Origin of the sequence: Leisingera sp. XS_AS12, assembly GCF_041224635.1 — a bacterium.
In the GTDB taxonomy this organism is placed as follows: Bacteria; Pseudomonadota; Alphaproteobacteria; order Rhodobacterales; family Rhodobacteraceae; genus Leisingera.
Window position 1 is genome coordinate 146,100 of record NZ_JBGFGM010000108.1, and the last position, 24,876, is coordinate 170,975.

Sequence of the window (24,876 nt, forward strand, 5' to 3'; positions counted from 1 at the left end):
AAATGCGGCCTGCGTCAACTAGGTAACAGTGAACTCGTCAACACGCAGGCCGCCACCCCGAAAACTTTCAGGGCAGTATAATGGTAGGTCGCCTGCCCCTGTATTTCCGGGGAATTTTTTGGGCATGGGGTCAGCCATGAGAAAAATCAGCAGCAGGAGCATCGGAAAAGATGGCGCGTCTTAAAGCCACCTGTCACTGCGGCGCCGTGGAGATTGAGGCGGATTTCCCCAAGGGACTGGCCACAGCCGCGCGGTGCGATTGTTCGTTCTGCCTGCGGCGTGGGGTAGCCGCCGTCACCGCAATAGCCGCGAGCCTCAGGGTCCTGAAAGGGGCGGAGAACCTCAGCCTCTACACCTGGGGCAGCCACACGGCGAAACACTACTTCTGCACGACTTGCGGGATTTACACGCACCACCAGCGCCGCTCAAACCCCGCGGAATGCGGCGTCAACCTGGGCTGCATCGAAGGCGGCAACCCGAGGACACATGCCGCGTCCTATGGCGAAATCCCATGGCACGACGGTGTCAACCATCCGGCGGACAAGACCTAACCCTGCAACTGGCCCTTCCCGACGCCGCAGTCCCAGGCCAAGTCTAACGAAGAAACGCGGCCCAGAGGCCGCGCTTGATCCGTGGATACGCGATGCGTGGCTTCAGCCGCGGATCACCTTGGCGAAATTTTCGAAGATCGGCTCGTTCGAGCAGACAACGGAACCGCTGTCGATAATGCCCGCCTCCGGGTCGATCGCCTCCGCGAGGCCACCGGCTTCCTTGACGATGATGATCCCTGCGGCCAGGTCCCACGGGTTCAGACGGCGTTCCCAGAACCCCTCGTAGCGGCCAGCCGCGACATAGGCCATGTCCAGCGCGGCAGAGCCCCAGCGGCGGATACCGGCACAGGCGGGTGCCAGACGGGCAAGATCCTGCAGCGTCAGCGGCAGATCGGCGCGACCGCCAAAGGGGACGCCGGTCGCAAAGATGGACTCGATCATCCGGTGACGGCCGGACACCCGGATACGGGTGTCGTTCATCCAGGCACCTGCACCTTTTTCGGCAAAGAACATCTCGTCCTTGGCCGCGTCATAGATCACCCCGGCGACGATCTTGCCCTTGTGCTCCAGCGCAATGGAAATCGCCCAATGCGGCAGGCCGTGCAGGAAGTTCGTGGTGCCATCCAGCGGATCAACGATCCAGCGGCGTGTCGGATCCTCGCCCTCGATCTCGCCGCCCTCTTCGGCAATCCAACCATAGGTGGGGCGCGCAGTGGTCAGCTCGTCCTTCAGGATTTTCTCAGCCGCGATGTCGGCCTTGGAGACAAAGTCGCCCGCGCCTTTCATCGAGACCTGCAGGTTTTCCACCTCGCGGAAGTCTTTCACCAGGGAACGGCCTGCCTTGCGGGCGGCCTTGATCATCACGTTGAGGTTTGCACTGCCAATCATGTCGGTTCGGTCCTGTCAGGTCGGTCGGGGAGATGCCGGGTCAATGCGTGCCTATACGCGGCCTGCCCCCGCTTGCCAAGGGGCTTTCCGGTCTTCGCCTGATCCGCAGCCCGACCGTCAAGATCCGGCGAAGCGGTTGAAATCAACCGCGAGCGCTCCCAATGTCCAATCGGTAAAACAAAGGAAGACGCCAATGTCCGAACAGATGCAACGCATTGTGCTGGCCAGCCGCCCCGAAGGCCAGGCCAGTGAACAGAATTTTCGCCTGGAAGACGCTCCCCTCCCCCAGCCTGGTGATGGCGAAGTGCTTGTCAAAGTTCACTATATGTCGCTGGACCCCTACATGCGGGGCCGGATGAATGCAGGCAAATCCTATGCGCCCCCCGTCGAAATCGGCGAGACCATGACCGCCGCCGGCGTCGGCGAAGTGGTCGCCTCTGGCAGTGACGATCTACAACCTGGTGACTTTGTGCTGGGCATGTTCGGCTGGGCCAGCCACGGGCTCGCCCCGGTATCCGAGGTGCGCAAACTGGACCCGCAAAAGGCGCCCATCACCACCGCGCTTGGCGTTCTTGGCATGCCGGGTTTTACCGCATGGCATGGCTTGCACGCCTATGGCCGCCCGCAAAAAGGCGAAACGCTGGTGGTCGCGGCCGCCACAGGGCCGGTCGGCTCGATGGTGGGGCAACTGGCCAAACAGGCTGGGCTGCGGGTGGTCGGTGTCGCGGGCGGCGCCGAGAAATGCAAGCTGGCGGTGGACACATTCGGCTTTGACGCCTGCCTCGATCACCGCGCCTACGCCGACGCCCCTGCACTTGCCGAAGCCCTCGCAGCAGAATGCCCCGATGGCATCGACATCTACTATGAGAACGTCGGCGGCAAGGTGCTGGAGGCGGTGCTGCCCAACATGAACAACTTCGGGCGTATTCCGGTCTGTGGCATGATCGCCTGGTACAACAGCGCCGAAACCGGCCTGACCGCCCCCGCGATCTGGCGAGACATCCTGACCAAGTTCCTGTCAGTGAACGGCTTCATCATCTTCAACCACTACGACCGCTATCCCGAGTTCCTCACCGAAGTCGCCCCTTTGGTGGCCGCGGGCGAGATCAAATACCTCGAGGACGTGGCCGAAGGGCTCGCGAACGCCCCCAAGGCCTTTCTTTCGATGATGCAGGGCGGCAATACCGGCAAGCAAATCGTCAAGCTGGTCTAAGCTGACCAGCGTTTCTGGCCCGCTACGTTGGCCGGATTATGCAACCGCGCGGAGCGGGCACAGGCGCCCAAAGGGGGCCAGGCCGCTCCGCGCTTTTTTTCAAACACAACTCTTATTGCTGCTGCAGCTTGCGGGCTTCGACCTTCGCCAGACGGATCAGCTCCTGCATGAACGGCTTGTCCCGGTCTTCGCTACGGATCGCCGCATAGAGCCGCCGGGTGATGCCCTCCTTCGTCAGCGGGCGAGTCACGTAATCGGAGGAGTATTTCACCTCGCGCACGACCCAGTCGGGCAGCACCGACACGCCACGGTTCGAGGCCACCAGCAAGAGAATCACCGCCGTCAATTCCACCTGCCGGATCGATGCAGGTTCGACCCCTGCCGGGGTCAGCAGCTGGCTGAACACGTCGAGCCGAGATTTCTCCACCGGATAGGTGATCAAGGCCTCGCCGCGGAAATCCTCCGCCTCCACGTAAGCCTTCGCAGCCAGCGGATGCTGCGCCGAGGCAACGAAGACAGGCTTGTAATCGAACAATTCGATGAACTCGACGCCCGCGATATCTTCGGGATCGGAGGAGACAACCAGATCCACCTCCTCCTTCTGCAGGGCGGGCAGCGCATCAAAGGCCAGCCCGGGACGGATATCCACATCGACATCGCCCCAATTCTTGCGAAAGCCCTCCAGCACCGGGAACAACCATTCAAAGCAGGCGTGACACTCGATCGCGATGTGCATCCGGCCGGTATGCCCATCGCGCAAAGAGGAAAATTCCGCTTGGGCAGCCTCGACTTGCGGCAAAACCTGCTCTGCCAGCCGCAGCAATCTCTGCCCCGCAGGCGACAGCTTCATCGGCTTGGAACGGCGAATGAAAAGCTCAACCCCGGCCTGCTCTTCCAGCCCTTTGACCTGGTGGCTCAGGGCACTTTGGGTGATATTCAGCTGATCGGCAGCCCGGGCCAGCCCGCCGGCCTCATGAATGGCCTTGATGGTGCGCAGGTGACGGAATTCGATGTGCATCCTGTAGTGTCGCTCATGTTGTTCTTGAGAATTATGAAATTGTCTCACAATGCTGCGCGTGCAACAAGGGTCGAAATCAAACAAGCGAGTGACCTGAGATGACGACGCCCAAGATTTCCTTTGAATTCTTCCCGCCGAAAAATCTCGAAGCCTCCTTCCGGCTTTGGGATACCGTTCAGGTGCTTGCTCCGATGGGGCCGCGCTTCGTGTCGGTGACCTATGGCGCCGGCGGCACCACCCGCACGCTGACCCGCGACGCGGTGGCGACCCTGCACAAATCCTCGGGCCTGAACGTCGCCGCGCATCTGACCTGCGTGAACGCCTCCAAGGCCGAAACCCTCGAAATCGCGGATCAGTTCGCCGAGGCCGGGGTGAAGGAAATCGTCGCCCTGCGCGGGGATCCGCCAAAGGGGGAAGGCAAGTTCACCCCGCACCCCGAGGGTTTTGCGCATTCAGTGGAATTGATCGAAGCCCTGGCAGCGCGCGGCACGTTCAACATCAAGGTCGGAGCCTATCCAGACCGCCATCCCGACGCAGCCGACCAGAACGCCGACGTGGAATGGCTGAAGCGCAAGCTGGACGCCGGTGCCGACGAGGCGCTGACCCAGTTCTTCTTCGAGGCGGACACCTTCTTCCGCTTCCGCGACGCCTGCGAGAAAGCCGGGATCGACGGCAGCAAGCTGACGCCGGGCATCCTGCCGATCGAAAACTGGAAAGGCGCCCGCAACTTTGCCCGCCGCTGCGGCACCGTGGTCCCGCACTGGGTCGAAGAGGCCTTCGAGAAGGCGGTTCGCGATGACCGCGAAGAGCTGCTGGCCACCGCCTTGTGCACGGAACTCTGCTCCGACCTGCTGGAAGGCGGTGTGACGAACCTGCATTTCTACACCCTCAACCGTCCTGAGCTGACCCGCGATGTCTGCTTTGCACTGGGCGTTACGCCCAAGGTGGCGCTGGAGAACGTAGCGTAAGCATTGCACTGGCCGTTGCGCGGTTCCTAATGAACAAAAGCTTTCATCAGGGACCGCGCGCCATGTTCTATGCCGAAACACCCTCGGATCTCTTGACGATCGACCAGACCACGCGGATGTCCGGGCTCAATTTCATGCAGGGTATCCTGGATGGGCGTCTGCCCGGCCCGCCGATTGCGCGCACGCTCGGCTACCATCTCCATGCGGTCAGCGAAGGCGAGGTCGTGTTCCGCGGCACCCCGGAATTTCATGTCACGAACCCGATGGGCTCCGTGCACGGCGGCTGGTACGGCACCCTTCTGGACAGCGCGATGGCCTGCGCAGTGATGACCCGGGTGCCGCAAGGCTCGGTCTACACCACGCTGGAGTACAAGATTAACATCTTGCGCCCCATTCCGCTCGGCACCATGATTGACTGCACCGGCACCGTGGACCACGCCGGGCGATCCACCGGAGTTGCCCATGGCGACATTCGCGGCGTGGACGATGGACGGCTCTACGCCACCGGATCCACCACCTGCATCATCATGAAGGTGGCCTAGGGTCGGCCGCAGTCCCCGGCCAGCCTTGTCTTTGCAAATCCGTGGCTTATCTTCCAATCGTCACTCAGTCGCACCACGGAAGGGGCAATGATGCCGCCAAATACCCTCGCGCGGGCCACGACAGCGCGCATCCAGGTTCTGGCTCCCAAGGCTGAGCTCGATTTCTTCGATACCCGCTCCATTGATCTGCCCCGCCCGGTCACACCGTTGGAGGCCTGGCGGCTGATGCATGCACGCCCTCTGCCCGGCCTGCGAATGGCCTTCTGGCTGCGTGATGCGATCTCGGCCCGTTTTGGCGTCCGCCGGATCGGCCCAATTTCCGGTGCGACGCCCCGGCAGCTCAGCCCCGGAGACAAGCTGGACTTCTTTCTGGTCGAGGCGATCTCTGACCGGATCCTGACCCTGACCGTGCGGGACCGGCATCTGGACGTGATGACCTGCCTCAGTTCGCACAACGGCGGGCTGACGGTGACCTCGTCGGTGAAGACGCACAACCTGTTCGGACGTGCCTACATGGTGCCGGTGCGCCCAGCGCACAAGCTGATCGTCACGCTTTGCCTGAAACGCTTGCGACAGGCACTGGAGCAGGAATAACCGCTGCCCGTACGGCGGCGCCGGATTGCCCGCGCGTCGGCGCGCTCCAGCGATAGCGAAGCCGTGGGGTCAGGTGCGGGAGAACATGGCCCGCCAGCCGCTGGCCGGGATCGGGGCATCCTTGCGCGCGGCCTCTACACTGCTGTGCAGGCGTTCGCTGGGATCCAGCCCGACCCGGCGGCGGCTGCGCAGCAGGAAGATCTTGCCCCAGCCGCGCCAGGTGCCGACCGAGGGAGCCTTGGGGTCCACCGGAAAGCGCATCCGCCAATCCAGCGGCAACGGCAAGCCGCGCTCCTCGGCCTTTTCCAACATCCACACGAGCGAAATATTGGCGAGCGGCCGGGCTGCCTCGAACCCGCCCAGTTGACCACCGACATCGCCATGGGCGCCGCGAAACCAGACCTGCTCCACATGACCTTCCCAATCCGCGGGACTGTCCCACATCACCGGGTGGAACACATCGCGCGTCTCGTCCAGCGCCAGCGCGTGATAGCCGCTTTTGACGTGGTGACCCAATTCGTGGTTGTGAAAATTGTGCTGCTTTTCCGCCCAGCGCCACAGCAGCGGCAACCGCAGTCCCAGCGCCTTGACCGTATCCCAGACCCCGACCATCTCGATCTCGACCGTCTCGTGGCAATAGGCACGGCTGAAGGCGGCGCCGGTCTTGCTACGCCCGTTCAGCCGGTAGTGCCGATAGGCGGTGCGAATGTTGCGCACCGTGGCATGTTCCGCCTTGAGGAGACCGATCCGGTCGATCACCCCGGCGAGCGAGCGCACCGCATAAGCGCCGCGGGAGTAGCCAAACAGGTAGATCTGATCACCGGGATGATAGCGCGATGCGAGGTAGCCATAGGCACGACGGATCTGCCGGTTGATCCCGCGCCCCAACATCACGTCCGGGGCGCTGCCCCAGCCGGTCCATTGCACGCCGGATTCATAGTAGACCGACACTGGCCCCGACATCTCGCGACACAGGCGGTAAAGCTTGCCTGCGTGGGTTTCCCGCCCCTCGTCCAGCGTCGACATGGTGCCATCGAGAATGATCACATGGGCCTGCGGCCCGCGCAGCCTTGTTTCGCCCGAATGTTCCGAGCGGAGCGGCCGTCCAAGCCACTCGAGAAACCTGTTACTCAGCTGCTTTAGAAACATCCCTCAGCACTTTCCACACTCTCTGCGGGGTGAACGGCATATCCATCTGCCGCACCCCTTTGTCCCAGACCGCGTCCTGCATCGCATTGGCCACTGCCGCCAGCGCGCCGACGGTGCCAGCCTCGCCGCACCCCTTCATCCCCATCGGGTTCTGGGTCGAGGGCACCGGCTGGGACGTAAATCCGATCGTCGGGACGGTGTCGGCCCGCGGCATGGCGTAATCCATGAACGTCGCGGTCAGGAGCTGACCGTCCTCGTCAAAGACGACCCGCTCCATCATGGCCTGTCCCAGTCCCTGCGCCACCCCGCCATGCACCTGGCCCTCGGCCAGCATCGGGTTGATCAGATTTCCGAAATCGTCGACTACAGTGTAGCGCTCCACCACCGATTGCCCAGTCTCTGGATCGATCACGACCTCTGCAATATGGGCCCCGTTTGGAAACGAGCGTCCCGGCAGCTTGGCCCGCGCCGCGTGACGCAGCAGATCGAGCCGCCCTTGCGCGCGGGCCATCTCTGCGGCGTCCAGCATGCTGGGCGTCAGGTTCGACCCCGGTGCCCGGAAGCTTTCGCCGTCGAAAGAAATCGCATCTTCCTCGACCCCCATCTGCTCTGCGAGGAAGGGGGTGAAGGCCGCCACCATGGTTTCAACCGTGGCCAATGTGGCATTGGCCTGCGTGGTGACCGAGCGCGAGCCACCGGTGCCGCCGCCCTGGGCGATACGGTCGCTGTCGCCTTGAATGACCTGGATGTTTTCTGCCGGTATGCCGCTCTGGTCGGCCAGAAACTGTGCATAGACGGTCTCATGCCCCTGCCCGTTGCTCTGCGTGCCGACATAGATATTCACACGGCCATCCTCCAGGAATTCCACTTCTGCGCCTTCCGAAGGATCACCCAAAATACTTTCGATATAGTAACACAGGCCAACGCCCCGGTACTTGCCGCGTTTACCATCTGCGGCGCGCCGGGCCTCGAATCCTGCCAGATCAGCCTCTTCGCAAGCGCGGTTCAGCACCAGATCGAAGTCACCCACGTCGTAAGTCTCCCCGGTCACGGTGCCATAGGGAAACGCCGCAGGCTTGATAAAGTTCCGCCGCCGCAGCTCCAGCGGATCAACCCCCAGCTCTCGCGCAGCCCGGTCCATGGCGCGCTCCAGCACATAGATCGCCTCTGGCCTTCCGGCACCGCGGTAGGCGTCAACCTGGGTGGTGTTGGTATAGATCCCCTCGACCTGCAGCCAGGCCGTCTGGATATCATAGACCCCGGCCAGCACCCGGCTGAACAGCTGCGTCTGAATTGGCTGTCCGAAATGCGAGTTATAAGCGCCAAGGTTGCAACGCGTCGTTACCCGATAGGCGGTGATCTTCAGATCTTCGTCAAAGGCCAGTTCCGCCAGCGAGGTCAGATCCCGCCCGCCATTGTCACTGAGCATCGACTCGGTGCGGTCCGCGACCCAGAACACCGGCCGCTCCAGCACGCGGGCCGCATGGGCCACGGCAAAATACTCCGGGTAAGGCATCGCCTTCATGCCAAAGCCGCCACCGACATCCGGGGTCGTCACCTTCACCGCGTCTTCGTCCAGCCCCAGCTTCTGCGCCATCTGGGTCTTCATCGCCCAGACACCCTGCCCGCCATAGCAGAAGTGCAAGCGTCCATCCTGCCACTCGGCAAAGCAGCCGCGCGGCTCCATCGCGTTGACGATGATACGATTGTCCTCGACCTGCAGGGATACCCGGTGCGCGGCCTCGTTAAAGGCCTTGCGGGTTGCGGCCTCGTCGCCCATGCCCCAGTCGAAGGCACGGTTGTCCGGCGCCTCGGCGTGCAGCGGCTCCCCCCCGGGTGCCAGATCGAGCTTGGCTGGCAGATCATCGATCTCCAGCTCGATCAACTCGCCGGCATCGCGGGCCTGATCCAGGGTCTCGGCGACCACAACGGCCACCGGCTCGCCGACGTAGCGGACCCGGTCGCGGGCCAGCATCGGCCGTTCGGGTGCCGCCGCCTCGCTGCCGTCGCGGTTTTTCACGGTGGTGCCGTCCAGCCGCACGTCCAGCCCCGCGGCTTCGAGATCCGCAAGTGTCAGCACAGCGTGGACGCCGTCGCAGCCGCGGGCCTCGGACACATCCAGCGCAGTGACCGTGCCATGCGCCACCGGGCTGCGCAGCACCCAGGCCCGCAATGCGCCAGCCGGGGCGACATCTTCGATGTAGCGGCCCTGACCGGTCAGGAACCTCACATCCTCGACGCGCTTTACCGGCTGGCTTTTTCCGAATTTGTCCATGCTTGCCCCCTTGTCCGCACGAGCTGGCCGCGCTGCTGATTGTCAGGGGGGAGACTACCGCTAAGCGGGCGGTTGTCCAGTCAGCTCGATCACCGTGGCCACATCCGACAGACCATAGCCGTTGAATTGCGTGCTCATGGCCGAAGAATAGGCCCCCAGACCGGGAAACAGCACATAATCGCCTGTCACACAGTCATCGGGAAGGGGCAGACCATCCGGCAGCCGGTCAAGACTGTCGCAGGTTGGCCCGAACACCACCCGGGGCCGACGCGGCCCGGTGCGGCGGGAGCCGTCAGGGGCGACCACCTCGACACGGCCTGGCAAGCCCATGTCACGGATGTCGACCAGCCCGCCATAGATGCCATCGTTCAAAAAGACCACGCCGCCGTTCTGGCGCAGGCCCTTGATGCGGGCCGCGAGGGTGAAGGATTCCGACACCATCGCCCGTCCCGGCTCGCAGATCAGCTGTGGACCGTCGGCACCGAACGCCTCCTGCGCCGCTGCACCAATGGCGCCGAAAACCCGTTCGAGATCAGGTGCGACGCCATCGCGGTTGGCGGCAAAACCGCCACCAACGTTCAACCGGGCGATGCTGACCCCGGCGGCATCGACGATCTTGCGGGCAACATGGATATACTCGACCCAGGCCGCCTCGTCCTCGCATTGGGTGCCGGGATGGAAACACAGCGACGGCCGCCAACCGCGGGCTGCCACCGCCTTCAACAGCTCGACGGCCTCGTCGGCGCCAGCCCCGAACTTGCTGCCGAAATCATAGGCGGCCCCCGCCACCGGAAGGGCAAAACGCACCGCGATTTCACAGCTGCGCGGCACCGCGTCAAGCTTGTCCAGCTCGCTCAGCTCATCCACCGACCAGCTGGCCACACCATGGCGGATCCCAGCTGCGATCTCGGCCTCGGAGCGCACAGGGTTGTTGTAATGCATCACCGCTTCCGCACTGGCCCCGCGCACCGCTTCCATCTCGGCAGGTGACGCAACATCAAAGGCAGTCACGCCCGCCGCGACCAGGTTCGACAAGACCGCCGGATGCGGATTGGCCTTGACCGCGTAGGTCACCAGCCCGGGGAAGCCCCGCTGGAACCGTCCCGCAACCTCGTGCAGGACACGCGGTGAGAAATACAGGATCGGGTGATCCGGCGCCGTGCGGGCCAGGTGCGTTTCCGGAGAGAGCCAAAGCGGAGGAATGTGCTGCATCAATGTAAACCTCTGTGTGTTGATCTATTTTTGGCAGAATGACCGTCGATTCCTCCCCTCAAACTGACTAAACTGGCGCTCCAGATCGTCAAAATGCAGGCCAAAAATGAAAACTGACGACATCGATCAGCACCTTGTCAGCCTCTTGCGCGAAAACGCCCGCCGTCCGGTATCGGAACTCGCCCGTCAGCTCGGGCTGGCGCGAACCACCGTGCAGGCCCGCCTCGAGCGGCTTGAAAACAGTGGCGTCATCACGGGCTATACGCTGCGCACCTCTGCATCGGCGCGACCGCCGCTGCAGGCGACCGTGTTGATGTCGATCGAGCCCCGTTCCGGCCCGGAGGTGCTGTCCCGGCTGCGCAGCCTGCCGGGGGTCGAGGTGGTGCACACCACCTCGGGCCGGTTCGATCTGCTGGCGCAAGTCGTCGCCCACAGCACCGCCGAACTGGACGACACCATCGACCGCATTGCCGAGGCGCGCGGGGTGCGCTCATCCGAGAGCCTGATCCATCTTGCAACCAAGCTGGACCGCACCAACGCCTGAAACCCCGCCCGACCGGGTCGCGGTCAAAGAAATACCGCGATCCGCCTTTCCCTTCGCTGTGCCATTGGGTAATTGAACCCCAATTGCATGAGGGATGTAGTGATGGCGATGGAAAAGACATTCAACGCAGCGGAAGCGGAAAGCCGCCTGTACAAAGCCTGGGAAGAAGCGGGCTGTTTCAAGGCCGGGGCCAATGCCAAGCCCGGGGCCTCGACCTATTGCATCATGATCCCGCCGCCGAACGTCACCGGCGTTCTGCACATGGGACATGCCTTCAACAACACCCTGCAGGACATCCTGATCCGCTGGAAGCGCATGCAGGGGTTTGACACCCTGTGGCAGCCCGGCTGCGACCATGCAGGCATCGCGACCCAGATGGTCGTCGAGCGTGAACTGGCCAGGGAGGGCAAGAAGCGCACCGATTTCTCCCGCCCCGACTTCCTCGCCAAGATCTGGGAGTGGAAGGAAAAATCCGGCGGCACCATCGTCGAGCAGCTGAAACGTCTTGGCGCCTCCTGCGATTTCGAACGCACCGCCTTCACCATGGCGGGCGCCCATGGCGACACCCGCACCGGCCACGAGAATTCCCCCAACTTCCATGATGCCGTGATCAAGGTCTTCGTGGAGATGTACAACAAGGGTCTGATCTACCGCGGCAAGCGACTGGTCAACTGGGACCCGCATTTCGAGACCGCGATCTCCGACCTCGAGGTCGAGAACATCGAGGTTGCGGGCCACATGTGGCACTTCAAGTACCCGCTGGCAGGCGGCGAGACCTATACCTACGTCGAGAAGGACGAAGACGGCAACGTCATCCTCGAGGAGGAGCGCGACTACATCGCCATCGCCACCACCCGCCCCGAGACCATGCTCGGCGACGGCGCGGTCGCGGTGCATCCTTCGGATGAGCGCTACGCCCCCATCGTCGGCAAACTGGTGGAAATTCCGGTCGGCCCCAAGGAGCACCGCCGTCAGATCCCGATCATCACGGATGAGTACCCGGACAAGGACTTTGGCTCGGGCGCGGTGAAGATCACCGGCGCGCATGACTTCAATGACTACCAGGTCGCCAAGCGCGGCGGCATCCCGATGTACCGCCTGATGGACGCCAAGGGCGCAATGCGCGCTGACGGTGCGCCCTATGCCGAGGAGGCCGCCAAGGCCCAGGCCCATGCCAAGGGGGCCGCTTTCACCGAGAACGAGGTGGACGCAATCAACCTCGTGCCCGATCACCTGCGTGGTCTGGACCGTTTCGAGGCCCGCAAGAAGGTGGTTCAGGAGATCACCGACGAAGGTCTTGCGGTCATGCAAACCATCACCAAGACGGTGACGGACGAGGACGGCACCGAGCGCGAAGTCACCGAGACCGTGCCCTTCGTCGAGAACAAGCCGATCATGCAGCCCTTCGGCGACCGCTCCAAGGTTGTGATCGAGCCGATGCTGACCGACCAGTGGTTCGTGGACGCGGAAAAGGTCGTCGGCCCGGCGCTGGATGCGGTGAAGAACGGCGACGTGAAGATCCTGCCCGAAAGCGGCGAGAAGACCTATTACCACTGGCTGGAAAACATCGAGCCCTGGTGCATCTCGCGCCAGCTGTGGTGGGGCCACCAGATCCCGGTCTGGTATATCCCCGGCGAAGATGACTGGTATCCGGTCTGCGCCGCCTCCGAGGAAGAGGCGCTGGAAAAAGCGCGCCTGCAATCTCCTGAAGGAACCGAGTTCCGCATCGTGGCCGATCAGCAGGAAGCCATCGAGATCCTGACCGAACAGCGCAAGCTGCTGGACGTCAGAGACGAAGGCGCCATCCGCAGCTTCGAAGGCCCGATGCAAGTGCCGATGTTCCGCGATCCCGACGTGCTCGACACCTGGTTCTCCTCCGGTCTCTGGCCGATCGGCACCCTGGGCTGGCCGGAAGACACGCCGGAGATGCAGAAATACTTCCCGACCTCGACGCTGGTCACCGGTCAGGACATCCTGTTCTTCTGGGTCGCCCGGATGATGATGATGCAGCTGGCCGTGCTGGACGAAAACCTGCCGGTAAAGGACCGCATCCCGTTCGACACCGTCTACCTGCATGGCCTGGTGCGCGATGCCAAGGGCAAGAAGATGTCGAAATCCACCGGCAACGTGGTCGACCCGCTGGAAATCATCGAGGAATACGGCGCCGACGCGCTGCGTTTCACCAATGCGGCCATGGCCTCGCTCGGCGGTGTTCTGAAACTCGATATGCAGCGCATCGCAGGCTACCGGAACTTTGGCACCAAGCTCTGGAATGCGGTGAACTTTGCCCATTTCAACAAGGTCTATGACGCTGACCGTCGGGCCTATGACATCCCCGATGCCAAGGCCGCCGTGAACCAGTGGATCATTGGCGAGACCGCCAAGGTTCGGGTTGAAGTGGACGAGGCGCTGGAAGCCTTCCGCTTCAACGACGCCGCGCTCAGCCTCTATGCCTTTGTCTGGGGCAAGGTCTGCGACTGGTACATCGAGCTGAGCAAACCGCTGTTCAACTCGGAAGATGAAACCGTGATCGCCGAGACCCGCCAGACGCTCGGCTGGGTGCTGGACCAGTGCATGATCCTCCTGCACCCGATCATGCCGTTCATCACAGAAGAGCTGTGGGGCAACACCGCCAAGCGCGACAACATGCTGGTTCATCAGGACTGGCCGACCTATGACACCGAACTGGTCAACGCCGAGGCCGATGCCGAGATGAACTGGGTCATCACCGCGATCGAGAACATCCGCTCGACCCGGGCGCAAATGCATGTACCGGCAGGCGCCAAGATCCCGATGGTGGTCACCGAGTTCTCCGACCAGGCCCGCGCGGCCTGGGAAAAGAACGAGGCGATGATCCAGAAGCTCGCCCGCATCACCACCCTGGAACAGGTTGATAGCTTCCCCAAGGGCTGCGCGGCCGTGTCGGCCCCCGGTGCCTCCTTTGGCCTGCCGTTGGCCGATGTGATCGACGTCGATGCGGAAAAGGCGCGACTGGAGAAGACTCTGGGCAAACTTGCCAAGGAGCTGGGCGGATTGCGCGGGCGTCTCAACAACCCCAAATTCGCCGCGTCCGCTCCCGAGGAGGTGGTGGCCGAAGCCCGCGCCAACCTCGCGGCGCGCGAGGAGGAAGAAGCCAAGGTCAAGGAAGCGCTTGCGCGGCTTGCCGAGATCGGCTGACCGGCTCACTCACCTGAAACGCGACACACCCGCAGGTCTGACCTGCGGGTGTTTTGCTATGTAATTCAATCGCCTGCTTTGTATCCGCTGGCACAGACCGGGTGAAATTCCCCGCAAAGCCCCCATTGTCTTTGCCGCGGAATTGTTTCAGCGTGCTTGCAATCTGGACACTTCCTAGGAGACCCTCGCTCATGCCCAAAGGATACTGGGTTGCCCATGTCGACGTCGAGGACATGGACCGTTACAAGGACTACGTCAGCGCCAATGCCAAACCCTTTGCGGACTACGGCGCCCGCTTCCTTGTGCGGGGCGGCCACAAGGAAGTGCGTGAGGGCCAGATGCGGGCGCGCACGGTGGTGATTGAATTCAAGGATTTCGCAACCGCCAAAGCGTGTTATGATTCCGTTGCCTATCAGGACGCCAAAGCCTTGCGCGACCCGGTGTCCAGGGGTGACATGGAAATTATCGAAGGCTACGACGGCTGACACCGCTGCCTCATCTGCACGCGCACACCGAGGATCCCGCATGCCCCTGCTCAAGAAATTCTTTCAGGCCTTCCGCCCTGCCGAACCGCCCGCCCTGCCCGACCCCGATGTGGAGCTGGCACTGGGCGCGCTTCTGGTCCGGGTGGCGCAATCGGACCGGGACTATCAGCTGGAGGAGATCAGCCTGATCGACCGGATCCTGGCCCGCCTTTACCAGCACAACGCGATCGAGGCCGCCAAGGTGCGTGCGACGTGCGAAAAACTGCACGCCGCGGCCCCGGAAACCGACACCTTCGGTCGCCTGATCCGCGAGACGACCGGGCTGGAGGAACGGATGGCCGCGCTCGACGCGCTCTGGGAGGTGGTGTTGGCTGACGGCAATGCGCATGAAGGCGAGGTGAAGATCGTCGAGGAGGCCCGCAGCGCCATGGGCTTGTCCTACGCTGACAGTCAGGCGGCCCGCGCCCGCGCCGAGGAAAAACTCGCCCGACCGGCAGGAGACCACTGATGTTCAAGGACCTGTTGCGCCGTTTGCTGGATCCCGCGCCCAAGCAGTTGGACGACGAGGGGGCCCGGCTGGCCTTGACCGCCCTCCTGGTCCGGATCGCGCGGTCTGACCACAATTATTCCGAGGTCGAGAAGGATCGCATCGACCGCATCCTCGGCACCCGCTACGGCCTGGACACCGGCGGTGCGCTGATCCTGCGCGAACAGGCAGAGGCGCTCGAAGCCGAGGCTCCCGATACTGTCCGTTTCACCCGCGCCATCAAGGATGCCGTGGCCTATGAGGACCGTATCGCGGTGATCGAGGCGCTGTGGCAGGTGGCACTGGCCGACGGTCAGCGGGATGTGAACGAGGACGCGCTGCTGCGGCTATCCGCCAGCCTGCTCGGGGTCAGCGACATGGAAAGCGCGCGCGCACGCCAACGCGCGGAGGCGGCGCTGTGATCGCATATCTGGGCATGTATGATCGCCCCGAAACCGCCGCCGCCAACGACCGCCTGTGGACCCTCATTCGCGCACACTTGGGGTCCGGCCCCGAGCAGTTGACCCGCGAGGCCGATGGCGATCCCTGGCGGATCTGGACCTCGCCGCAGCTGTTGCTTGCACAGACCTGCGGCTGCCCCTACCGCACGCGGCTCTATGGCGAGGTGGAACTTGTCGCCACGCCCGACCACGGTTTGCCCGGCTGCGCGCCCGGGTTCTACAACAGCGTGTTTGTCGCAAGGGCGGAGCGCAGCGGTCAACCGATCAGCGCGTTTGATGGCGCCACCTTCGCCTATAACGACGGGCTGTCGCAATCGGGGTGGGCCGCGCCAATGATCCACCTGCACGACCGCGGTCTCCTGCCCGGAGCCTTGCTGGCCACCGGCGGGCATCAGCAATCCGCCAAGGCCGTGGCCGAGGGGCGCGCCGACTTTGCCGCGCTGGACGTGGTCAGCTGGCAGATCATCCGGGAGCATGATGCCTTTGCCGCGTCGCTCTGCGAGATCGACCATACCGCTCCGTCTCCGGCGCTCCCCTATATCACGGCCGTGGGCACGAACCCGACGCCGCTGTTTTCCGCGCTGGAATCAGCCATCGCGGAGCTCGGGGAGGCGGACCGCCAGACCCTGCGCCTGCAGGGTCTCGTGCGGTTCACGCCAAGCGATTACCTCGCGGTTCCGACGCCGCCCGGCCCTGTGCTGACCGAACAGCGCATCCGTCATGGCAGCCGGGCGTAACGTCATCTCCGTTTTGCGCGCTCCGAAGCTCCAATTCGCCAGCTGATCCGCCAGATCTGCGGTTTGAACATTGCAATCAGGCTTTTTTTCGGTCCAATAAGAACGAATTTCCATTCACAGGGACAGACACGCCTTGACCGATACTTCGCCCGTTCTGCAAATCCGCGACCTCCATAAATCCTATGGTGAGCTGGAGGTGATCAAAGGTGTGGACATCACCGCTCGCAAGGGGGACGTGGTTTCTCTGATCGGGTCCTCCGGCTCTGGCAAGTCCACACTGCTGCGTTGTTGCAACCTGCTGGAGGACAGCCAGCAAGGCGACATCCTGTTCAAGGGCGAGCCGATCACCTGGACCGGCAGCGGCCTCGCACGGCGCCCCGCCGATCCCAAGCAAGTGCTGCGGATTCGCACGAATCTCAGCATGGTGTTCCAGCAGTTCAACCTGTGGGCGCACATGTCGATCCTGCAAAACGTGATGGAAGCCCCCGTCACCGTTTTGGGTCGGGACCGCGCCGAGGTCGAGGAAAAGGCCCGGCACTACCTGGCCAAAGTGGGTATCGGCGACAAATGCGACGCCTATCCGGCGCAGCTGTCCGGTGGTCAGCAGCAGCGGGCGGCCATCGCCCGGGCCCTGTGCATGGAGCCGGAGGCACTTTTGTTCGACGAACCTACCTCCGCGCTCGACCCCGAGCTGGAGCAGGAAGTCGTGAAGGTTATCAAGGATCTTGCTGCCGAAGGGCGCACGATGATGATCGTGACCCACGACATGAAGATGGCGGCCGACGTCTCCAGCCACGTGGTGTTCCTGCACAAGGGGCTGATCGAGGAAGAAGGCACGCCTGACGAAGTGTTTGGCGGAACCCGTTCGGAACGGTTGCGCGGGTTCCTGTCATCGACACGCCACGATCAATAAATTCAAATCAATAACCAACCAAATGGGAGTACTTTCATGAAATCTCTGTTCCTTGGCACCGCCGCCCTGGCGCTGACCGCCACCATGGGCCTGGCCGACACCGTACGCCTGGGCACCGAGGGCGCCTACCCTCCGTACAACTTCCTGAACGACGCGGGTGAAGTCGACGGATTCGAGCGCGAGCTGGGCGACGAGCTGTGCAAGCGCGCCGAGCTGACCTGCGAATGGGTCACCAACGACTGGGATTCGATCATCCCCAACCTGCTGTCGGGCAACTACGATGCCATCATCGCTGGCATGTCCATCACCGACGAGCGCAAGGAAGTCGTGAACTTCACCCAGGGCTACACCCGCCCGTCGCCCTCCGCCTACGCGGCGCTGTCGGATGACGTGGATCTCGAAGGCGGCGTGATCGCGGCCCAGGCTTCGACCATCCAGTCCTCGCATGTGGCCTCCACCGGCGCGACCTTGGTTGAATTCCCGAACCCCGATGAAACCGTCGCGGCCGTGAACGCCGGTGAAGTGGACGCGGTGATGGCCGACAAGGACTTCCTGATCCCGATCGTCAACGAGACCGAGCTGCAGTTTGTCGGCGAAGACGTGTTCCTGGGCGACGGCATCGGCATGGCGTTCCGCCAGTCCGATGACGAGCTGCGCAACAAATTCGACGCAGCCATCGCCAGCATGAAGGAAGACGGCTCGCTGAACGCGCTGCTGGACAAGTGGGAAATCGAGGGCAAGTTCTAAGCTGCCCACGCATTCCAAATCACGGAAGGGGGGCGTTATTGCCCCCCTTCGCCCCTGACCGGACGCCCTGAGAGGCCCGCGGCGCCACCTGCGGCACGCCGCGCCCCCAGGCCCAGATCATCAAGAGGCCCGCCATTTTCGCCTATTGCCTAGACCCGGCCAGCCTGGAGGGTATCCAGTGGCTGACCTGCTATCTGACCACCGGAAAGCATCTGTCTTTCTACCTGTCCTTCGGCACGGTGTTGCTGCTTCTGGCGGTGACGGCCCCGGCTGCGCTGCTGTTGGGATTTGGCGGGGCCATTGCCGCGCGCTCGCCGCTGCCGCTGCTGTCCTGGCCCGGCAAGGCCTATATCGCGGTGGTCCGCGGTGTGCCCGACATCGCCTTTTTCCTGTTCTTCGTGATCGCGCTGGACCAGGCCATCGAATGGCTGCGACACAAGGTGAAATGCTCTGATTGGGAACAACCGATCCGCCAGGGCAATGACTTCGTGGTCTGCGAAATCGCCAAGATGCCGCTGGGAACCTCGCCGCAGTGGGTTCACGAGGTCTATGGCTTCAGCCTGGCCGTGGTCACCTTCGCGATCGTCTTCGGCGCCTTTGCCGCGAATGTGCTGTTCGGCGCGATGCAGGCCGTGCCGCGCGCGCAGATCGAAACCGCCGAGGCCTATGGGCTGAGCCGTCGCCAGTCCTTCTGGCGCATCCTGGTTCCGCAGATGTGGGTCTATGCCCTGCCCGGCCTGTCCAACCTTTGGATGGTGTTGATCAAGGCGACGCCTCTGCTGTTCCTGCTGGGGGTCGAGGACATCGTCTATTGGGCCCGCGAGCTGGGCGGATCGAAGACGGCCCGGTTCACCGACTATCCGCACCCGGACTGGCGCATGTGGTACTTCCTGGGTCTGCTGGTTTTCTATCTCCTCTTCACCAAGCTGTCCGAGGTGGTTCTGGAGCGTATCAGCACCCGCCTGTCGCGCGGCCAGGCAACCGTTGCAGGTGAGAAGCAAAGGAAAGCGGCATGAGCTGTCTTCAGACAATCCAGGATTACGGCCTGCGCTCGATCGGGTTCGGCGAACGCCTGCTGCCGCGCAGTGACTTCACGCTGTGCGACCAGTTCACGCTGATCGGGTCAGGCATGATCTGGAACATCTATTTTGGCACCCTTGCCGTGCTGGCGGGCTTCGTGCTGGCGAATGCACTGGCGGTGGCCAAGGCGTCCGACAACGCGTTGCTGCGCAAACCGGCCGACTGGTTCATCTTCCTGTTCCGCGGCTCGCCGTTGTTCATCCAGTTCTTCTTTGCCTACTTCCTGTTCCTGAACCTCAAAAGCGTCCACCCGGTGTTTGATTCCTTCACCTCGGCGTGGCTGGGCGCGTTGATCGTACTGTTCCTGAACACCGCCGCCTACTCGGCAGAGATCTTCTACGGCGCCCTGCGGTCCATCCCCAAGGGCGACGTGGAAGCGGCGGACGCCTATGGCATGACCGGCTGGCGGCGTTTCCGGCGGATCACCTTTCCGACCATGATGCGGCTGGCCTGGCCTGCCTATACCAACGAGGCGATCTTCCTGTTCCACGCCACGACGCTGGTGTTCTTCTCGGGCTTTCCTGCCTGGCGGCAGAAGGGCGACGCGCTCTACTACGCCAACTACTTCGCCGACAAGACCTTCAACCCCTTCATTCCCTACCCGATCCTGGCCTTCTATTTCATCCTGCTGACGCTGGTGATCATCGCGGTCTTCGGAATGGTGAACAAACGGCTCAACCGGCATTTGCCGCAGGAAAAGCGGACCAAGACGAAACTTCGGTTCAACCTGATCCGCTGACCTCTCGACCCAAAACACTGAAATGGCTCCCACGGGGGCCATTTTTTATGCCGATGTGGCTGCAAACGGCACAATGTGAAGCGCCCTCACGGCTCAGGTGATTTTTTTGATCAAATTTCTTGGCGAATGAAATTTGCTGCGCTAGGGTTGGCTCAGTGAAATCATGGAGCCTCCAATGGACCTGTCCGCTTTGAAAACCATCCGCATCGCCGCCTGTGACATGAATGGCCAGATGCGCGGCAAGCGCCTGCCTGCTGAGATGGCGGGCAAACTGGCCGAAGGCGCGGCGCGGATGCCGATTTCGACCTTGAACGTCGATCTCTGGGGCCGCGATGTCGAAGACAACCCGCTGGTGTTCGAAACCGGGGATGCCGACGGGGTCATGTTGCCGACCAACCGTGGCGCAGTGCCCATGCCCTGGCTCAACAGCCCCTCGGCGCTGGTGCCGATGGCGATGTACTGGGAGGACGGCAAGCCATTCCTGGGCGATCCGCGCCATGTGCTCGGGGACGTGCTGGCCCGCTACGCCGCGCGCGGCTGGACGGTTGTAGCCGCCACCGAGATGGAGTTCAGCCTGCTGGACGACAGCGGCGCGCAGCCTGCTCCGCCGATCGATCCGCAGACTGGCCGGATACTGGACCAGCAGTCGGTGCTGTCGGTGGCCGAGCTTGACGCCTTTGATGCCTTCTTCACCGATCTCTACGACGGTGCCGAAGCGATGGGCATACCGGCGCAATCCGCCATCTCGGAGGCCGGGCTGGGCCAGTTCGAAATCAACCTCAACCACCAGGAGGCCATGCGCGCCGCCGACGATGCCTGGCTGTTCAAGGCGTTGGTCAAGGGTCTGGCGCGCAAGCATGGTTTTGCCGCGACCTTCATGGCGAAACCCTACGCGGAAGAGGCCGGCAACGGCATGCATGTGCATTTCTCGGTCGAAGACGAGAACGGCAACAACGTGTTTGACGATGGCGGCGAAAAAGGCTCAGACCTGCTGATGCACGCGGTGGCGGGCTGCTTGGCCGCGATGCCCGCCAGTTCGCTGATCTTTGCCCCGCACGGGAACTCCTACGAACGGCTTGTGCCCGGCGCCCACGCCCCGGTCAGCGCCGCCTGGGCCTATGAAAACCGCACCGCCGCCATCCGCATTCCTGGTGGCAGCCCGCGCGCGCGGCGGATCGAACACCGGGTGGCGGGCGGCGACATCAATCCCTACCTGATGCTGGCCACGGTTCTGGGCGCAGCCCTTGCCGGGATTGAGGATGCCATGCAGCCGCCGCCGCCCTCTTCCGGCAATATCTACGAGATGACAGGCCTGCCGCAGCTTGCCGCGGACTGGGAGACGGCGATCGACTGGTTCGAGACCGACCCGCTGATCGCCCGTATCCTGCCCGCGCTCGCCATTCAGAACCTGGTGATGACCAAACGCCAGGAGGTCAAAGGCTTTGCCGAACGCCCCCGCGAGACTCATTGGCTGTCCTGGCTCGAGGCCGTATAGATCCATCTCAGGACAGCCGGTTTCGCCGGCTCTTGCCAGGCCTTCACGCCTCGGCTAGGCTAAATTTGATCATATTGGTGACACATGAAAATCGGCATTCTGCAGACCGGCCACTCCCCCGAGGATCTCTATGGCGACTTCGGCGATTACGACGCGATGTTCTGCGAACTCCTGGGCGGCAACGGATTTGAATTCCAGACCTGGGCTGTGGTCGACGGCATCTTTCCCGACGGCCCCGAAGCCGCTGACGGCTGGCTCATCACCGGCTCCAAGCACGGGGCCTACGAAGGCCACGCCTGGATCGCGCCGCTGGAAGACCTGATCCGTGCCATAGATGCCCGCAAGCAGCCGCTGGCCGGGATCTGCTTTGGCCATCAGATCATCGCCCAGGCCCTTGGCGGCAAGGTCGAGAAATACACCGGGGGATGGGCCATCGGCCCGGTCACCTACACGGTCGACGGCAAGGATCTGACCTTGAATGCCTGGCACCAGGACCAGGTGGTCGAACTGCCCGAAACCGCCCGCGTGCTGGGCGGCAACAGCTTCTGCCGCAACGGCGTTCTGGCCTATGGCGATCACATCATTTCCTGGCAGCCGCACCCGGAGTTCCCCAGCGCCTTTGTCGGGGGGCTGATCGAAAAACGCGGCCGTGGCGTGGTGCCGGACACGCTGCTCGACGCGGCCGCCTCCAAACTTGATACCCCCGTGGACAACCAGCAAATCGCAACCTTCCTCGCAGAGTTTTACAGGAAAGAGAGGACCTAATGTCAGCTTGGCTCGACGACCTTCCCGAAGCAGCAAAAACCTACCTGGAGGGCCGTCGTCTCGACGAAGTTGAATGCGTTATCTCGGACCTCCCCGGTATCGCCCGGGGCAAGGCGGTACCGGCATCGAAATTCGCGCGGCAAGATTATTTCCACCTGCCCGACAGCATCTTCTACCAGACCATTACCGGCGACTGGGCCGATGCGGCGGATGAGGATGGCTGGATCGAAAAGGACATGACGCTGAAGCCGGACATGTCCACCGCCACCGCCGCCCCCTGGACCGGCGACTGGACGCTGCAGGTGATCCACGACGCCTATGACCGCGACGACCAGCCGGTGCCCTTCAGCCCGCGCAACGTGCTGAAACGCGTGGTGCAACTCTACCGCGACCGCGGCTGGGAGCCCGTGGTCGCCCCCGAGATGGAATTCTTTCTGGTCGCCCGCAACATCGACCCTGCCCATGGCATCAAGCCGATGATGGGGCGCTCGGGTCGCCCGGCGGCCGCACGCCAGGCCTACTCGATGACCGCAGTGGACGAGTTTGGCCCGGTCATCGACGACATCTATGACTTCGCCGAAGCGCAAGGCTTCGAGATCGACGGCATCACCCAGGAAGGCGGCGCCGGTCAGCTCGAAATCAACCTGCGCCATGGCGACCCGGTCAAACTGGCGGACGAGGTGTTCTACTTCAAGCGGCTGATCCGAGAGGCGGCGCTGCGCCACGACTGCTTTGCCACTTTCATGGCCAAGCCGATCGAGGACGAACCCGGCTCCGCCATGCATATTCACCACTCGGTGATCGATATCGAAACCGGCGAGAACATCTTTTCCGGCCCGCAAGGCGGGGAGACCGACGCCTTCTACAACTTCATCGCCGGCTTGCAGAACCACCTGCCCTCGGGTCTGGCGGTGATGGCGCCCTATGTGAACTCCTACCGCCGCTACGTGAAGGATCATGCCGCGCCGATTAACCTGGAATGGGCGCGCGACAATCGCACCACCGGTATCCGCATCCCGCTGTCGAGCCCTGCGGCCCGGCGGGTCGAGAACCGTATCGCCGGCATGGACTGCAACCCCTACCTGGGCATCGCGCTGTCGCTGGCATGCGGTTATCTGGGCCTCACACGGGAAGAACGTCCGCGCAGACAGTTCAAGGGCGATGCTTACGAGGGCGAAGGCGATATTCCCCAGGTGATGGGCCAGGCACTGGACCTGTTCGACGCGGCCACCGCCCTGCACGAGGTTCTCGGCCCGGAGTTTGCCCGCGTCTATTCCATCGTGAAGCGCACGGAGTACGAGGAATTCCTGCAAGTGATTTCCCCCTGGGAGCGCGAACATCTTCTGCTGAACGTGTAACCCCCCGGCGCTGCGCCCCGGTGCAGCGCCAGCGCATTTGAGTATTTCTGGAAAGATGAAGAGGGGAGCGCTGCGCCCGGCAGGCCGCGGCCGGCCTCCCATATGAGGTGACGCAATGGCTCTGAACCTGCTCTATTCGAATGACCGCAAGGGCGAATACCCGAACAGCTGGTACGCAGCCACCGCCACCCCCTTGCCGCCCTTCCCCCGGCTGCAGGCCGACGTGCGCGCCGATGTCTGCATCGTCGGCGCTGGCTACACCGGCCTGTCGGCAGCCCTGCATCTGGCCGAAGCAGGCCTGTCGGTGGTGCTGCTGGAAGCTCAGCGCGTTGGTTTTGGCGCCTCGGGGCGCAACGGCGGCCAGCTCGGCAGTGGTCAGCGGATGGAGCAGACCGGGCTGGAGAAGCTGGTCGGGCAAGACGATGCGCAAAAGCTGTGGTCGCTGGCCGAGGACGCCAAGGAACTCGTGAAATCTCTGATTGCCCGCCATGGCATCGAATGCCACCTGAAGCCGGGCGTGAGCCACGCCTGCTTCTCCGCGGGCGAAGTACGCCACGAACACGCCTATGCCGAACATCTGTACAAGCGTTACGGCTATGACCAGATCGAGCTGCTGGACCGCGACGGCATGCAGGCGCTCTGCCCCTCGCCCGCCTACGTTGGCGGCACCCTGGACATGGGTGCTGGTCACCTGCATCCGCTGGCCTATGCCCTGGGTCTCGCCCGCGCCGTGGATAGGGCCGGGGCGAAGATCCACGAAGGCAGCGAGGTCCTCGACATCGAAGAAGGCCCCACCTTGCGTGTCAGGACCGCGGGCGGCACCGTGACAGCGGATCACCTGATCCTCGCCTGCAATGGCTACCTCGGAGGGCTCAATGGCCAAGTTGCCGCGCGGGTGATGCCGATCAACAATTTCATCGTCGCCACCAAGCCCCTGGGCGATGACGCCGCGCGCGTGCTGACTCGCGACGTGGCGGTGGCGGACACCAAGTTCGTGGTGAATTACTTCCGCCTCAGCCACGACAAACGGCTGCTGTTCGGCGGCGGCGAGAGCTACGGCTATCGCTTCCCGGCCGATATTGCCGCAACCGTCCGCAAACCGATGGCGGAGATTTTTCCGCATCTGAAGGATGTACAGGTGGATTACGCCTGGGGCGGCACCCTGGGCATCACCATGAAACGCATGCCCTATCTTGCGCGGCTGGCGCCGAATGTGCTGACCGCCTCGGGTTATTCCGGCCATGGCGTCGGCACCGCCACCCATGCTGGCCAGCTGATGGCCAGGGCGGTGCAGGGCCAGGCCGAAGGCTTTGACACGCTCGCGCGCGTTCCGGCGCCGCGGTTTCCCGGCGGGCCGGGAATGCGCACGCCCCTGCTGGCACTGGCAATGACCTGGTTTGCCCTGCGCGATCGCATCGGGGTCTGAACCGGCGGAACTC

Annotated in this window: 24 protein-coding genes; 19 read left to right on the forward strand and 5 right to left on the reverse strand. The window is 63.3% G+C overall.

What is annotated here, in order from left to right; translation table 11 throughout:
• Positions 1 to 170 precede the first annotated feature (170 nt).
• Positions 171 to 551 (forward strand): GFA family protein, encoded by a 381-nt coding sequence (locus AB9K35_RS15950; protein ID WP_369927556.1) that lies wholly within the window; start codon positions 171 to 173, stop codon positions 549 to 551.
• A gap of 102 nt (positions 552 to 653) precedes the next feature.
• Here AB9K35_RS15950 and AB9K35_RS15955 read toward each other — a convergent pair whose 3' ends face one another.
• Entirely contained in the window at positions 654 to 1,439 is a 786-nt protein-coding gene (locus AB9K35_RS15955) for an inositol monophosphatase family protein (protein WP_369927558.1), read from the reverse strand.
• A 193-nt stretch (positions 1,440 to 1,632) separates the two neighbouring features.
• Here AB9K35_RS15955 and AB9K35_RS15960 point away from each other — a divergent pair, with 193 nt between their 5' ends.
• Positions 1,633 to 2,652 carry an NADP-dependent oxidoreductase gene (locus AB9K35_RS15960; RefSeq protein ID WP_369927560.1) on the forward strand — a complete coding sequence of 340 codons (1,020 nt, stop codon included), beginning with the start codon at positions 1,633 to 1,635 and terminating at the stop codon, positions 2,650 to 2,652.
• A 112-nt stretch (positions 2,653 to 2,764) separates the two neighbouring features.
• Here AB9K35_RS15960 and AB9K35_RS15965 read toward each other — a convergent pair whose 3' ends face one another.
• Positions 2,765 to 3,670 carry a LysR family transcriptional regulator gene (locus tag AB9K35_RS15965; RefSeq protein ID WP_222453868.1) on the reverse strand — a complete coding sequence of 302 codons (906 nt, stop codon included), beginning with the start codon at positions 3,668 to 3,670 and terminating at the stop codon, positions 2,765 to 2,767.
• 98 nt (positions 3,671 to 3,768) lie between these two features.
• Between AB9K35_RS15965 and metF the strand changes: the two genes are divergently transcribed.
• The 3 genes from metF (at position 3,769) to AB9K35_RS15980 (ending at position 5,774) form a co-directional block, all read left to right on the forward strand.
• Positions 3,769 to 4,638 carry a methylenetetrahydrofolate reductase [NAD(P)H] gene (metF, locus tag AB9K35_RS15970; RefSeq protein WP_369927562.1) on the forward strand — a complete coding sequence of 290 codons (870 nt, stop codon included), beginning with the start codon at positions 3,769 to 3,771 and terminating at the stop codon, positions 4,636 to 4,638.
• A gap of 62 nt (positions 4,639 to 4,700) precedes the next feature.
• On the forward strand, positions 4,701 to 5,180 hold the full coding sequence (locus tag AB9K35_RS15975) for a PaaI family thioesterase (RefSeq protein WP_369927564.1): 480 nt from the start codon (positions 4,701 to 4,703) through the stop codon (positions 5,178 to 5,180).
• An 87-nt stretch (positions 5,181 to 5,267) separates the two neighbouring features.
• Entirely contained in the window at positions 5,268 to 5,774 is a 507-nt protein-coding gene (locus tag AB9K35_RS15980; protein WP_369927566.1) for a DUF2867 domain-containing protein, read from the forward strand.
• Positions 5,775 to 5,843: 69 nt separating this feature from the next.
• Here AB9K35_RS15980 and AB9K35_RS15985 read toward each other — a convergent pair whose 3' ends face one another.
• The 3 genes from AB9K35_RS15985 to AB9K35_RS15995 are packed head-to-tail and all read right to left on the reverse strand — an operon-like array spanning position 5,844 to position 10,410.
• Positions 5,844 to 6,923, reverse strand: coding sequence for a DUF2235 domain-containing protein (locus AB9K35_RS15985; protein ID WP_369927568.1), 1,080 nt, complete (start codon positions 6,921 to 6,923; stop codon positions 5,844 to 5,846).
• Positions 6,901 to 9,198 (reverse strand): xanthine dehydrogenase family protein molybdopterin-binding subunit, encoded by a 2,298-nt coding sequence (locus AB9K35_RS15990; RefSeq protein WP_369927570.1) that lies wholly within the window; start codon positions 9,196 to 9,198, stop codon positions 6,901 to 6,903. Before AB9K35_RS15990 ends, AB9K35_RS15985 begins: the two co-directional genes overlap by 23 nt.
• A 60-nt stretch (positions 9,199 to 9,258) precedes the next feature.
• Positions 9,259 to 10,410 carry a type III PLP-dependent enzyme gene (locus AB9K35_RS15995; protein WP_369927572.1) on the reverse strand — a complete coding sequence of 384 codons (1,152 nt, stop codon included), beginning with the start codon at positions 10,408 to 10,410 and terminating at the stop codon, positions 9,259 to 9,261.
• 106 nt (positions 10,411 to 10,516) lie between these two features.
• Between AB9K35_RS15995 and AB9K35_RS16000 the strand changes: the two genes are divergently transcribed.
• From AB9K35_RS16000 to AB9K35_RS16065, 14 genes are all read left to right on the forward strand, one after another.
• Positions 10,517 to 10,954 (forward strand): Lrp/AsnC family transcriptional regulator, encoded by a 438-nt coding sequence (locus AB9K35_RS16000; protein WP_222453875.1) that lies wholly within the window; start codon positions 10,517 to 10,519, stop codon positions 10,952 to 10,954.
• A gap of 102 nt (positions 10,955 to 11,056) precedes the next feature.
• The gene (locus AB9K35_RS16005) at positions 11,057 to 14,131 is read left to right on the forward strand and encodes a valine--tRNA ligase (protein ID WP_369927574.1); all 3,075 of its coding nucleotides are present in this window, start codon (positions 11,057 to 11,059) and stop codon (positions 14,129 to 14,131) included.
• Between the two features lie 191 nt (positions 14,132 to 14,322).
• Positions 14,323 to 14,616, forward strand: a complete 294-nt coding sequence (locus AB9K35_RS16010; protein WP_222453877.1) for a DUF1330 domain-containing protein — start codon at positions 14,323 to 14,325, stop codon at positions 14,614 to 14,616.
• A 46-nt stretch (positions 14,617 to 14,662) separates the two neighbouring features.
• Positions 14,663 to 15,124, forward strand: coding sequence for a TerB family tellurite resistance protein (locus AB9K35_RS16015; protein WP_369927663.1), 462 nt, complete (start codon positions 14,663 to 14,665; stop codon positions 15,122 to 15,124).
• Positions 15,124 to 15,564: a TerB family tellurite resistance protein gene (locus tag AB9K35_RS16020; protein WP_369927577.1), complete on the forward strand. Its 441-nt coding sequence runs from the start codon at positions 15,124 to 15,126 to the stop codon at positions 15,562 to 15,564. The genes AB9K35_RS16015 and AB9K35_RS16020 overlap by 1 nt, the downstream gene beginning before the upstream one ends.
• The gene (locus tag AB9K35_RS16025; RefSeq protein ID WP_369927579.1) at positions 15,561 to 16,340 is read left to right on the forward strand and encodes a phosphate/phosphite/phosphonate ABC transporter substrate-binding protein; all 780 of its coding nucleotides are present in this window, start codon (positions 15,561 to 15,563) and stop codon (positions 16,338 to 16,340) included. The genes AB9K35_RS16020 and AB9K35_RS16025 overlap by 4 nt, the downstream gene beginning before the upstream one ends.
• 133 nt (positions 16,341 to 16,473) lie before the next feature.
• On the forward strand, positions 16,474 to 17,253 hold the full coding sequence (locus tag AB9K35_RS16030; RefSeq protein ID WP_369927581.1) for an ABC transporter ATP-binding protein: 780 nt from the start codon (positions 16,474 to 16,476) through the stop codon (positions 17,251 to 17,253).
• A gap of 36 nt (positions 17,254 to 17,289) precedes the next feature.
• On the forward strand, positions 17,290 to 18,000 hold the full coding sequence (locus AB9K35_RS16035; protein WP_222453882.1) for a transporter substrate-binding domain-containing protein: 711 nt from the start codon (positions 17,290 to 17,292) through the stop codon (positions 17,998 to 18,000).
• A 134-nt stretch (positions 18,001 to 18,134) separates the two neighbouring features.
• The gene (locus tag AB9K35_RS16040; protein ID WP_369927665.1) at positions 18,135 to 19,016 is read left to right on the forward strand and encodes an ABC transporter permease; all 882 of its coding nucleotides are present in this window, start codon (positions 18,135 to 18,137) and stop codon (positions 19,014 to 19,016) included.
• Positions 19,013 to 19,819 carry an amino acid ABC transporter permease gene (locus tag AB9K35_RS16045; protein ID WP_222453884.1) on the forward strand — a complete coding sequence of 269 codons (807 nt, stop codon included), beginning with the start codon at positions 19,013 to 19,015 and terminating at the stop codon, positions 19,817 to 19,819. Before AB9K35_RS16040 ends, AB9K35_RS16045 begins: the two co-directional genes overlap by 4 nt.
• A 175-nt stretch (positions 19,820 to 19,994) precedes the next feature.
• Positions 19,995 to 21,314 (forward strand): glutamine synthetase family protein, encoded by a 1,320-nt coding sequence (locus AB9K35_RS16050; RefSeq protein ID WP_222453885.1) that lies wholly within the window; start codon positions 19,995 to 19,997, stop codon positions 21,312 to 21,314.
• Between the two features lie 84 nt (positions 21,315 to 21,398).
• Positions 21,399 to 22,079 (forward strand): type 1 glutamine amidotransferase, encoded by a 681-nt coding sequence (locus tag AB9K35_RS16055; protein ID WP_369927584.1) that lies wholly within the window; start codon positions 21,399 to 21,401, stop codon positions 22,077 to 22,079.
• Positions 22,079 to 23,437: a glutamine synthetase family protein gene (locus AB9K35_RS16060; RefSeq protein ID WP_222453887.1), complete on the forward strand. Its 1,359-nt coding sequence runs from the start codon at positions 22,079 to 22,081 to the stop codon at positions 23,435 to 23,437. Before AB9K35_RS16055 ends, AB9K35_RS16060 begins: the two co-directional genes overlap by 1 nt.
• Before the next feature lie 115 nt (positions 23,438 to 23,552).
• The gene (locus AB9K35_RS16065; protein ID WP_369927586.1) at positions 23,553 to 24,863 is read left to right on the forward strand and encodes an NAD(P)/FAD-dependent oxidoreductase; all 1,311 of its coding nucleotides are present in this window, start codon (positions 23,553 to 23,555) and stop codon (positions 24,861 to 24,863) included.
• Positions 24,864 to 24,876: the final 13 nt, after the last annotated feature.

Coding starts and splice junctions, on each gene's coding strand:
- AB9K35_RS15950 (WP_369927556.1), top strand. CDS start 171: ATGGCGCGTCTTAAAGCCACCTGTCACTGCGGCGCCGTGGAGATTGAG.
- AB9K35_RS15955 (WP_369927558.1), bottom strand. CDS start 1,439: ATGATTGGCAGTGCAAACCTCAACGTGATGATCAAGGCCGCCCGCAAG.
- AB9K35_RS15960 (WP_369927560.1), top strand. CDS start 1,633: ATGTCCGAACAGATGCAACGCATTGTGCTGGCCAGCCGCCCCGAAGGC.
- AB9K35_RS15965 (WP_222453868.1), bottom strand. CDS start 3,670: ATGCACATCGAATTCCGTCACCTGCGCACCATCAAGGCCATTCATGAG.
- metF (WP_369927562.1), top strand. CDS start 3,769: ATGACGACGCCCAAGATTTCCTTTGAATTCTTCCCGCCGAAAAATCTC.
- AB9K35_RS15975 (WP_369927564.1), top strand. CDS start 4,701: ATGTTCTATGCCGAAACACCCTCGGATCTCTTGACGATCGACCAGACC.
- AB9K35_RS15980 (WP_369927566.1), top strand. CDS start 5,268: ATGATGCCGCCAAATACCCTCGCGCGGGCCACGACAGCGCGCATCCAG.
- AB9K35_RS15985 (WP_369927568.1), bottom strand. CDS start 6,923: ATGTTTCTAAAGCAGCTGAGTAACAGGTTTCTCGAGTGGCTTGGACGG.
- AB9K35_RS15990 (WP_369927570.1), bottom strand. CDS start 9,198: ATGGACAAATTCGGAAAAAGCCAGCCGGTAAAGCGCGTCGAGGATGTG.
- AB9K35_RS15995 (WP_369927572.1), bottom strand. CDS start 10,410: ATGCAGCACATTCCTCCGCTTTGGCTCTCTCCGGAAACGCACCTGGCC.
- AB9K35_RS16000 (WP_222453875.1), top strand. CDS start 10,517: ATGAAAACTGACGACATCGATCAGCACCTTGTCAGCCTCTTGCGCGAA.
- AB9K35_RS16005 (WP_369927574.1), top strand. CDS start 11,057: ATGGCGATGGAAAAGACATTCAACGCAGCGGAAGCGGAAAGCCGCCTG.
- AB9K35_RS16010 (WP_222453877.1), top strand. CDS start 14,323: ATGCCCAAAGGATACTGGGTTGCCCATGTCGACGTCGAGGACATGGAC.
- AB9K35_RS16020 (WP_369927577.1), top strand. CDS start 15,124: ATGTTCAAGGACCTGTTGCGCCGTTTGCTGGATCCCGCGCCCAAGCAG.
- AB9K35_RS16035 (WP_222453882.1), top strand. CDS start 17,290: ATGAAATCTCTGTTCCTTGGCACCGCCGCCCTGGCGCTGACCGCCACC.
- AB9K35_RS16045 (WP_222453884.1), top strand. CDS start 19,013: ATGAGCTGTCTTCAGACAATCCAGGATTACGGCCTGCGCTCGATCGGG.
- AB9K35_RS16050 (WP_222453885.1), top strand. CDS start 19,995: ATGGACCTGTCCGCTTTGAAAACCATCCGCATCGCCGCCTGTGACATG.
- AB9K35_RS16055 (WP_369927584.1), top strand. CDS start 21,399: ATGAAAATCGGCATTCTGCAGACCGGCCACTCCCCCGAGGATCTCTAT.
- AB9K35_RS16060 (WP_222453887.1), top strand. CDS start 22,079: ATGTCAGCTTGGCTCGACGACCTTCCCGAAGCAGCAAAAACCTACCTG.
- AB9K35_RS16065 (WP_369927586.1), top strand. CDS start 23,553: ATGGCTCTGAACCTGCTCTATTCGAATGACCGCAAGGGCGAATACCCG.